At 64.3% G+C, this 10,398-nt stretch carries 6 protein-coding genes; 3 read left to right on the forward strand and 3 right to left on the reverse strand.

Translation table 11 applies throughout. The annotated features are described in order from the left end of the window. The coding region (locus tag V7080_RS19145) for a CAP domain-containing protein (protein ID WP_334189993.1) at positions 1–834 on the forward strand (834 nt) is incomplete at its 5' end. Positions 835–870: 36 nt separating this feature from the next. Here V7080_RS19145 and V7080_RS19150 read toward each other — a convergent pair. Genes V7080_RS19150 through V7080_RS19160 form a run of 3 tightly spaced genes read right to left on the reverse strand, consistent with a single transcriptional unit; the run spans position 871 to position 6,225 of the window. Then, positions 871–3,729: an Hsp70 family protein gene (locus V7080_RS19150; RefSeq protein WP_334189994.1), complete on the reverse strand. Its 2,859-nt coding sequence runs from the start codon at positions 3,727–3,729 to the stop codon at positions 871–873. Positions 3,730–3,733: 4 nt separating this feature from the next. Continuing rightward, entirely contained in the window at positions 3,734–5,617 is a 1,884-nt protein-coding gene (locus tag V7080_RS19155) for an Hsp70 family protein (RefSeq protein WP_334189995.1), read from the reverse strand. Next, positions 5,614–6,225, reverse strand: coding sequence for a DUF2760 domain-containing protein (locus V7080_RS19160; RefSeq protein ID WP_334189996.1), 612 nt, complete (start codon positions 6,223–6,225; stop codon positions 5,614–5,616). Before V7080_RS19160 ends, V7080_RS19155 begins: the two co-directional genes overlap by 4 nt. A gap of 558 nt (positions 6,226–6,783) precedes the next feature. On the opposite strand from V7080_RS19160, the gene glgB reads away from it, so the two are divergent. Further along, a complete protein-coding gene (gene glgB, locus V7080_RS19165; RefSeq protein WP_334189997.1) occupies positions 6,784–8,982 on the forward strand; it encodes a 1,4-alpha-glucan branching protein GlgB in 2,199 nt (732 codons plus the stop codon). Between the two features lie 94 nt (positions 8,983–9,076). Beyond that, the gene (gene glgC, locus V7080_RS19170; protein WP_334189998.1) at positions 9,077–10,351 is read left to right on the forward strand and encodes a glucose-1-phosphate adenylyltransferase; all 1,275 of its coding nucleotides are present in this window, start codon (positions 9,077–9,079) and stop codon (positions 10,349–10,351) included. Positions 10,352–10,398: the final 47 nt, after the last annotated feature.

Genomic DNA, 10,398 nt, shown 5'->3' on the forward strand with positions numbered 1-10,398 from the left:
CGTTTTGCATTGATGCTGGCCGGCACCATGACTGCATCTTTCGCGCAGGCGGCGCCTGACGAAGAACTGCTTTCCCTGATCAATGCCTATCGCGCTACGCCGCAGAAATGCAAGGACGCCGCACAGGAGCCGGTGCCCGCGCTGGTTTCGGAGACGACGCTGGCCAGGATGCGACTTGGTCGCAGCGACCAGCTGATGAAAGCCTTGCGCGCCGCCGGCTACCAGGCGGCGCGAGCCGAGGTATTGACGTTGTCGGGGCCGTCGACCCCTGGAGAAGCGATGAACTTTGCGGTCAAGAGCGATTGCCGCCTGCTGCTGAGCAAGCGCTATTCGGCGGCCGGCGTTTCACGCCAGGGAAACCAATGGCAGATCGTGTTGGCGCAACCGCTGCTCAGTGCCGACCTCGGCGACTGGCAGGCGGCGGGCCGTCAGGTCCTGGCGCTGGTGAACGCCGCACGCGCCAGGGAACGCCGTTGCGGCACAAAAAAATTCGCACCGGTGCCGGCGCTGCGCTGGAACGCAACGCTGGCCGCGACGTCGCTGAAACATAGCCGCGACATGGCGCAGTACGACTATTTCGGCCATGAGGGCCGCGACGGCAGCACGGCCGGGCCACGGGCGACACGGGAGGGCTATGCGTGGCGGATCATCGGCGAAAATGTGGCGGCCGGCCAGGGCTCCGCGAAACAGGTGGTGGAGGGCTGGCTGGGCAGTCCGGGCCATTGCGCAAATATCATGAACGCTGACTTCAAGGAGATGGGCGCGGCCTATGCGATCAATGCGAAAAGCAAGGCCACCATCTATTGGACGCAGGTATTCGGCACGCCGCGGTAATCCCTGCGGTCCCGCACGTCACATCGCGCAGGCTCGTCAGCCGATCAGCTTCAACCCCGGCGGCAGCGAATCGCCGATGAAGCTCCGCTGTCCCGCCTCGTCAAGCTCGGTCGTCTCCCTCACCATCGCTATCCATGCCGGCGCAGCGCCGACCAGCGTGAGCCGGTGAACGACGCGGTCGCGCAGTTCATCGGGAATGTCGCGGGACCTGTCGCCGGTCGAGCGGGCAAGGTGTGCGGCGGCGAACGGGGCGGTGTCGATCCGTTTCCAGTCCAGCGCCATGATGGTGTCGAGCCAGCCGGCGGCGATGTCGGGCGGGACGACGTCATGCGCGCTGCCATAGAACAGGCTACGCGCCCCGATGCGCGCGATCGCCCATAAGGCCAGGGTGTCGGGCTGGACGGAGGAGGACGATGCCGCCGGCTTGATGCAGCGGTCGAGCAGCCAGTCGCCGATTTCCGCCTTGTAGCTCGCCGGGATGCGTTCCAGTGACGCGACGAGGCGCAGCATGTCGTCGTGCGTCCCCCTGGCGAGCTGGGGAGGACGTCGCTTGAGTTCCGCTTCGTCTTCCTGCACGTTGAATGCGAAGTCATCCAGCAGCCGCAGCTGTGCGTCCTTGCCGAGTCCGCCGGCGACACGCCGCCACATCGTCCACCATTCCGCCGCGACCTGCGGATCGTTGCCGTGCTGGATGCCGGTCTCGAAGATTGACCAGAGGCGCTCGATGCGCCATTCGTCGAGCGGATGGCCGAAGCCGGGCCGCAGGCAATATCCTGCGAGGTTGAGCCAGATCCGCTCATGGTCGGCGGAGCGCCGGCGGGTATTCATACGTTCGACCAGGGCGTCGAACAGGTGCCGCAGCAGCGCCGGTTGCCATTTTTCACGGCGGCCGACGAGTTGTTCGAGTTGTGCCCTGAGTTGCCTGACTTCCTTCGGTGGAACTTTCTGTGACCGGGTGCCGAAAATCCGGTCGATCCTGCCAATGGCATCGGGCAAGCGTGGCGGCAAGGGCTGTTCGCCTTGCGTGTCCGCTGCGTCGACATCGCCGGCATCGCCCCGAAGCTGGAATTCGAGCAGCCATCGCTGGCTTGCCTCCGTGGCGCTGACGCAGTGCATCTCGAGCGTACCGACTTCCGTCAGCGCGGTGGCCAGCCGTACCGGGACCTCGAGCTTTCCGGCGCCGTCGCCGGAGCGCAGCACGGTGGCGATCGGCGGCAGCGGCGAGAAATCGCCTCTGTCCAGATCGACCAGTTCGCCGAGGCGGGGTGGCGGGCCTTCGTCGGTGGTCGTGGAGAGCAGGTGAAAGCGAACCGGCTGGCCGAGGCGCAGGGCGAAGGTTCTGTCGTTCAGGAGAAATTCCTTTCCCGCTTCGCTGCCGCGGGGCAGGACGCATATGCCGCGGCGCGCTTCTCCGGTGTCTTCGTGGCGACGGCCGGATTTCGCGTCATTGTCGACAACGAGGAAATAGCTGCGTGGCGAGCCGCCGCCAATCCTGGGCCCGACGCCACGCTTCGCCAGCGAATAGGCGACCGCGCCGCGTGCAACCGCGACATCCGGGTTGTCGTTATGAAGCAGCCGCAGCGGTTCGCCGCGCCATGCGGCCAGCGTGCTTTCCAGCCGGGCCGCCAGGGCAGGCGCCCGAAATACGCCGCCATTCAATAGCAGGGTATCCGGAACCGGCAACCCGCCGTCGCCGGACTCCGCCGTACCCAATGCCTCACGCGCGGCTGTCGCATGCTGGTTGAGAAAGCTGGCGAGGTGGCGGGTGACCGCCGGGTCGCTTGCGTAGGGAAGCCCGAATTCAACAATGCCGCTGCGTCGTTGCCGCGCTTGTTCGGCCGGCCCCACCAGCGGAAAGAAGCCGTCCACGACGACGCGTTCGACCTCTTCCCGCCGCAGCTCGAAGGTACTGGCGCCGCCGACCAGGCGGGAGCCCGCGCCGAGGAGGGTAACGAGGGCTTTTTCAGGAGCATCCCTGGCGAGCAGTTGTTCCTTGGCGGCGCGGCAGCGTTCCAGCAATTGGGAAAGACTGCTGGCGGACAGTCTTCTGCCGGTAGCACCGTCGCCTTGCGCCGCACCGGCCATGCCGGCTTCCACGACATGCGCCAGTACCAGGTCCATATTGTCGCCGCCGAGCATCAGGTGCTTGCCGACGCCGATGCGGGTCAGCACCGGCTCATCCTCCTGCAGCTCCACCTTGATCAGGCTGAGATCCGTCGTTCCGCCGCCGACATCGCAGACGAGGATCAGGCGTGTCTGCGCAAGCTCCGTCGCAACGCTGCCGCGATGCCGGAACAGCCAATCGTAAAACGCGGCTTGCGGTTCCTCCAGCAACTGGAATTGCGCCAGCCCAGCCTGCTGCGCCGCTTGTACGGTCAGGGCGCGCGCGCCTTCATCGAACGATGCCGGGACGGTCAGTACCAGTTCCTGCTGTTCCAGTGGCGCATCGGGAAAGCGAAAGTTCCACGCCGCGCGCACGTACGCCAGATAGCTGGCACTGGCGTCGACCGGCGATACCTTGAGAACATCGTCGCCCGCGCCCCAGGGCAGGATCGGCGCGAGACGGTCGACCGCCGCATGGGACAGCCAGCTCTTCGCGCTCGACACCAGCCGGCCGGGAACCTGGGCGCCGAGCCTGCGCGCCAGCATGCCGATGACGACCGGGTCCTGCTGCGGTTCTGCCATGGATGTCCACGGCAGCTGCAGGTCGCCCGCCGGCATCGCGGCGGGGGCGGGATGGAAACGCAATGACGGCAGCAGGGCGCCGGCCTTGATCTCGCCGGGCGCGATCAGCTGCTCGATATCCAGAAGGCGGATGTCCTGGCTGCCGGCCTCCGCATAGGCAACCACGGTGTTGGAGGTGCCGAGGTCGATACCGACCGCATACCGCTTCATCGCCTTACTGTCCGCCCGGCGTCGTGCTGTAGGCGTCCTGATGCGATTCGCTGTTGCCGCGTACGTCGAACTCGACTTTCCAGCGTTCGCTGCCGCTGCGCGGGACGGCTGACAGCTCCAGCGTGCCGGCTTCGGTGACCTTGGCGTTCAGGCGCACCTGCACCACGTCGCCGGGCTGCCGCCCCTCGGTCGGCAGCGTCGCCTCGATTTCGTCCAGTTCCTGCAGGTCATCCGGCTGCCAGAAATCGAGCATGGTGCCGATCTGGTCCTGCCGGCGCGTCGAGGAGCCGAAGAAACGGAAATGCACCGGCTCTCCCACCACCAGCCCGAATTCCTGCGTCTGCAGTTCGGCTTCGGTCCCTTCCTCCATGCCGAACGGCGCGACGCACAGCGCCTGCATCGGCGGCTCCATCCCGGGGATGGCCGGCATGGCCGACTCCACGCCGACATAGAACGCACGCGCGGTACCGCCGCGGATACGGACGCCGCGCCCGCGGCGCACATAACCGTAGTACGCCGCGCCACGCGCAACGGCAAGGTCGAGGTCGGCGCCCGACAGCAGGCGAGCCGGCTGCGCGTTTTCGGAAGCAAGCCAGCCGTTGACGGTGGCGAGGGTGCGCTGTGCCAGGATGCCCGACTTGAACACGCCGCCGTTGAACAGTATCGCGGTGGGATGCAGGAAGCTGACGCCTTGAGCTGCCTGCCCGGCGAAGCCTTCCAGCTCGCTCAGTGCCGCCACCTGTCGTCCAAGGAACGCCGCGAGATGGCGCGTCACGGCGGCGTCCTGCGCGAACGGCAGGCCGAGTTGCGTCAGCGCCGCGCGGGTACGCGTGGCCGGGCGGGCGGACGCGTCCACCTGCGGGAAAAAACCTTCGAGGATGACGGCGGTCACTTCCTCCCTGGTCAGTTCGGTGCGGATCGATCCGCCGATGAGCCGCGACCCCCGGCTGGGGACCACGATCGGCATGGTCTGCACTTCCGAATCCGACAGCAGGTTTTCCTTCGCGGCGCGGCAGCCATAGGTCAGCGCCCGCATCTGCCAGGGATCGAGCTGGGTGCCGCTGGCGGCCAGCTTCCTTGCCACCACGTGGGCCAGCGTCAGGTCCATGTTGTCGCCGCCGAGCAGGATATGCTCGCCGACCGCGACGCGGTGAAGTTCCAGGTTGCCTTCGCGCTCCACGACGGCGATCAGCGAGAAGTCGCTGGTGCCGCCGCCGACATCGACGACGAGGATGATGTCGCCCGGCCTGACTTCCTTGCGCCAGCGGCCCTGGCTGGCCTGGATCCAGTTATAGAGCGCGGACTGCGGCTCTTCCAGCAGGGTCAGTGCGTCATAGCCGGCCAGCCGCGCGGCTTCGGCGGTCAGTTCGCGCGCAGCCGGATCGAACGATGCGGGAATGGTGACGGTGACATCCTGCTGACCGAAGGGCGCATCGGGATGCGCATTGTCCCAGGCGTTCCGCAGATGTGTCAGGTAACGTACGGACGCTTGCAGCGGCGACACGCGGGCGACTTCGGGCGGCGCATCGTTCGGCAGGATCGCCGCACGCCGGTCCACGCCAGGATGGCACAGCCAGCTCTTGGCGCTCGAGACGAGCCGTATCGGCGTGGTCGCGCCGCGGTTGCGGGCAAGCTCGCCGACCACGTCCCGTTCTTCGCCGCTCCACGGCAGGCCCAGTTCACCGGGCGCCAGTTCGTCGGCATGCGGCAGGTAAAGAAAGGAGGGCAGCAGGGCCTGCGCTTCCACCGTGCCCGGCGCAGTGAGTTGCGGGATCTCGAGCACGCCGTGGATGGTCTTGTCGTTATCGCTCGCATTCATGTCGGTGTACGCAAGCGCGCAATGCGTAGTGCCGAGGTCGATGCCGATGGAGTAGCGCGGTGTATTCATAGTTCCACCTCTGCCGGCGTGAGTACCGACGCGTCGTGGGTGCCGGTGAGTTTGGGGAGCCTGACGTCATTCGCGCGCCAGCCGCGGTGCGTGAGCGTGCCGCGGAACGGCGCCGATCCGACAACGTTGCCGGTGAGACGCACCATCGCCGCATCGAATCCTTCCTGCAGGGTGATGTTGCTGCCTTCGCTTTCCTCGCGCACCGGCGCGATGACGAAATGCTCGCCCAGCACCTTGCGGCAGCCCTCATGCACCACCCGGGCGGCCGCACCGACTTCCGCATCGGAGTAGTTTTTCAGATCCTCCATCGCGAAATCGATCAGGCGGGCATCGCGCTGCAGCAGGCTCAAGAGCTGGAGCGCTGCTTCCGGTGGCGTTTCCTTCAGCGGGGGCGGCACATGCTTCGGCGCTTCCGGTGGTGCTTCCGGCGGCGGTTCCGGTATCGTGGCTTCGGGAGTGGGCTGGGCCGCTCCCTGCCTCAGGCGATCGATATGCGTCGCATAGTCGACGTCCGAAAAAGTGCGGAAGAACGCACCGATGGCGAGTGGGATCCGGCGCAGGAATGAGGGTTTCGCGCCGGTTTCCGGATTTGCCTTCGAGTCAGCCATTTTTATTGCTCCTGGTTTAATTTGAATTGCTCCGGACAAGGGCCGTTCCGGCCGGCATTTGCCGGCAAGCATCCCGGCCATGTCGTGCGCAGGCGCCTGAAACGCAAGCACCTGAATGAGACATGGCGCCACATCCGCGGCACATGGCCCGCATGCCATGAACTACGTCAGATTCTGCTGAAAATCGGATGGTTCACCGCGATGGAAAGAAGGCCGGTGGCCCGAAGCAAAGAGAAACGGGAGGCTTATTGCTGCTGCCGCATCCCGTTTTGCAGCGCACATTATATTTTCATTCACCTTTGCCCGTCGACCCGTGCCGCCGATCAACAGGCTATTTCCATGGTGCGTCTCCACAAACGGCATGTCATTTGCGGTAAGTCAACGCGTGCCATGGTGCCTAGAGGAAACTCACTCATCTGCGAGGTGTTTGGCTGACTACAATGAATATTCGAAGCCGGATCCATCCATGCCATCGCGGCCCAGCGCCATTACCGCGTCGGCGGCAGGCACACAGACCAGAAAAAGATGCCGGAACCCCATTCAGCCATGCATTCTCCGATGACACTCGATTCTTCAAGCTCCATTCGCACGGCCGATGAGGCGGGGCTGGATGCGCTGATCAATGGCGGGCTGCGCGATCCGTTTTCATTCCTCGGGATGCACCCGCTGGACGACGGGCTCATCGTCCGCGCATTCCTGCCCGGCGCACAGGCCGTCCGATTGATCGATGTGGAATGCGGACAGACGCTGGCTGATATGGAGCGGCAACACGGCACCGATGTATTCGCCGTCGCATTGCCGGCAAGGCGCAGCCGGTTCGCGTACCGGCTCGCCGTGAACTGGGGCAATCATGAAACGGTGCTGGAGGATCCATACCGGTTCCCCCCGGTGCTGGGGGAAATGGATGTCTGGCTGTTCACCGAAGGCACGCACAGGCGTCCCTACGAGAAGCTGGGTGCGCACCTCATCGACATCGACGGCGTGGCCGGGACAAGTTTCGCGGTATGGGCGCCGAATGCCAGGCGGGTATCGGTCGTGGGCGACTTCAACCGGTGGGATGGCCGGCGGCACATGATGCGATTGCGCCATGAATGCGGCATATGGGAAATCTTTGTCCCGCACGTCGGCCAGGGCGACCTCTACAAATACGAAATCCTTTCCGGCGAAGGCGAGCGGCTTCTGAAGGCCGATCCGTTTGCCTTCCGCGCCGAGCTGCGACCGGCGACCGCATCGGTGGTGCATCCGATGCCTGCGCTTTGTCCGCAACGGCCGGAGCGGCGCGCGGCCAATTCGACCCGTGCACCGGTCAGCATCTATGAAGTGCATCCCGGCTCCTGGCGGCGCAAGCCGGGCGAGGCGCCGGGATGGCTGACCTACCGCGAACTCGCGGAGCAACTGATCCCCTACGTGCGCGAACTGGGCTTCACCCATGTCGAGCTGCTGCCGGTCAGCGAGCATCCGTTCGACGCCTCCTGGGGTTACCAGCCGGTCGGTCTCTTTGCGCCGACATCGCGGTTCGGCACGCCGGAAGACTTCCGTTTTTTCGTGGAGTTCGCGCACGCCAATCACATCGGCGTCATCCTCGACTGGGTGCCGGGTCATTTCCCCTCGGATGCGCACGGCCTCGCCCGATTCGACGGCACGCACCTGTATGAACATGCCGATCCGCGCGAAGGATTCCACCAGGACTGGAACACCCTGATCTACAACTACGGCAGGCGCGAGGTGAGCAACTACCTTGCCGGCAATGCACTGTACTGGCTGGAACGGTTCGGCGTCGATGGCTTGCGTGTCGATGCCGTCGCATCGATGCTGTACCGGGACTACAGCCGGGCAGACGGGCAGTGGATACCGAATCGTCTCGGCGGACGGGAAAACCTGGAAGCCATCAACTTCCTGCGCACCGTCAACGAACTGGTGCGCACCGAGCGGCCGGACGCCGCCCTGATGGCCGAGGAATCGACCAGCTTCCCGGGCGTGTCGCGCCCGGTGCAGGAGGGCGGGCTCGGCTTCCAGTACAAGTGGAACCTCGGCTGGATGAACGATACGCTGAACTACATGGCCAGGGACCCGATCCACCGCAAGCATCATCATGACCAGATGACCTTCGGCCTGGTTTATGCGTTCAGCGAAAACTTCGTGCTTCCGCTGTCCCACGATGAAGTAGTGCATGGCAAGGGATCGATACTCGGGCGCATGCCGGGCGACGAATGGCAGCGCTTCGCCAACCTGCGCGCCTACTACGGCTTCATGTGGGGACATCCGGGCAAGAAGCTGCTGTTCATGGGCAACGAATTTGGCCAGGAAGGCGAGTGGAATGCGGACCGCGGTATCGACTGGCATCTGCTCGAAAAGCCGCTGCACAAGGGCGTACAGCGCCTGTTGCGCGACCTGAACGCCGTCTATCGCGCCTATCCGGCGCTGCATCAGCTTGATTGCAGCAGCGCCGGTTTCGAGTGGATTGCGCACGACGACCGGGACAATTCCGTTTTTTCCTTCATCCGCAGGGATGAGCGAGGCGATTTCATGCTGGTCATCGCGAACTTTACGCCGGTTCCGCATCGTGCCTACCGGATCGGCGTGCCGCAATCCGGAAGCTACCGCGAGATCCTCAATACCGACAATGTGGCGTACGGCGGCAGCGGCGTCGGAAACGGCATGCTTGCGTCCGAGGATGTCCCGTCACATGGCCGCCGATGTTCGCTGGCAGTTGCCGTGCCGCCGCTTGCCACCGTGATGCTGAGACTGGACGGATAACGCGGCGAAATCAAGCCGTGCCGAGATGCAGGTTCCAGCTCAGGTATGGAAGATGCATGCAAACGAATATTAAAAAAACCAAAGAGAGACCGTGATGGACCAAACAATAGACAAACTCATTATTGCCCGCCAGCTTCCGAAACGTACCGTCGCACTCGTGCTGGCCGGTGGCAGGGGCTCCCGGTTGCAGCAGCTGACCGACAAGCGCGCCAAGCCCGCGGTGTACTTCGGCGGCAAGTTCCGCATCATCGATTTCGCCTTGTCGAACTGCATCAATTCCGGCATACGCCGCATCGGCGTGCTGACGCAATACAAGTCCCATTCGCTGCTGCGCCACCTGCAACGCGGCTGGAACTTCCTGCGCGGAGAGGCCAATGAATTCATCGACCTGATGCCGGCGCAGCAGCGGGTAAACGAGGCGTACTGGTATCGGGGCACGGCGGACGCGGTGTACCAGAATATCGACATTCTCCGCTCCTATGGCCCCGAGTATGTCGTCATCCTCGCCGGCGACCATATCTACAAGATGGATTATTCCCTGATGCTGCTCGACCACGTCGAGCGCGGCGTGGATTGCACCGTCGGCTGCATCGAGGTGCCGAGGATGGAGGCCACAGCGCTTGGTGTCATGGCCATCAGCGAGGACCGCAAGATCACCAGCTTCCTGGAGAAGCCCGCCGACCCGCCGGCCATGCCCGGCAAGCCGGATGTCGCCCTGGGCAGCATGGGCATCTATGTATTCAATGCCGAGTATCTGTACCGGCTGCTGGATGAGGATCTGGCCGACGAATCGTCCAATCATGATTTCGGCAAGGACATCATTCCCAAGGTGGTCAGCGAAGGACGCGCGCTCGCGCATCCGCTGAATCTCTCGTCCGTGCCGCGCACGCCGGACATGAAGCCCTACTGGCGCGACGTCGGTACGGTGGATGCGTTCTGGTCGGCCAACCTCGACCTTGCATCCGATATGCCCGAGTTGAATATCTATGACCGGGACTGGCCGATCTGGACCTACCAGGAGCAGCTTCCACCGGCGAAGTTCGTGCCGGACGAAAGCGGCGCACACGGCAAGACGGCCAACACGCTGGTCTCGGGCGGATGCATCGTGTCCGGTTCGGACCTGACGCAGGCGGTACTGTTTTCCAATGTGCGCATCCATTCATATTGCACCGTTACGCAAACGGTGATCCTGCCGCATACGGAAATAGGTCGTCATTGCCGTTTGCAGAAAGTGGTGATCGACCGTGGCTGCAAGCTGCCGGAAGGGCTGGTGATCGGCGAGGATGCGGAACTGGATGCGAAGCGCTTTTACCGCACCGAAAATGGAGTCGTGCTGGTGACGAGCGAGATGCTGGCGAAGTTGAAGTGAGGGGTGTGGCGGTGGACGATTATTGCGGTAACGGTCGAGCTACGGCA

Origin of the sequence: Noviherbaspirillum sp. (assembly GCF_036846085.1) — a bacterium.
Classification (GTDB): domain Bacteria; phylum Pseudomonadota; class Gammaproteobacteria; order Burkholderiales; family Burkholderiaceae_D; genus Noviherbaspirillum.

Coding starts and splice junctions, on each gene's coding strand:
- V7080_RS19155 (WP_334189995.1), bottom strand. CDS start 5,617: ATGAATACACCGCGCTACTCCATCGGCATCGACCTCGGCACTACGCAT.
- glgC (WP_334189998.1), top strand. CDS start 9,077: ATGGACCAAACAATAGACAAACTCATTATTGCCCGCCAGCTTCCGAAA.
- V7080_RS19150 (WP_334189994.1), bottom strand. CDS start 3,729: ATGAAGCGGTATGCGGTCGGTATCGACCTCGGCACCTCCAACACCGTG.
- glgB (WP_334189997.1), top strand. CDS start 6,784: ATGACACTCGATTCTTCAAGCTCCATTCGCACGGCCGATGAGGCGGGG.
- V7080_RS19160 (WP_334189996.1), bottom strand. CDS start 6,225: ATGGCTGACTCGAAGGCAAATCCGGAAACCGGCGCGAAACCCTCATTC.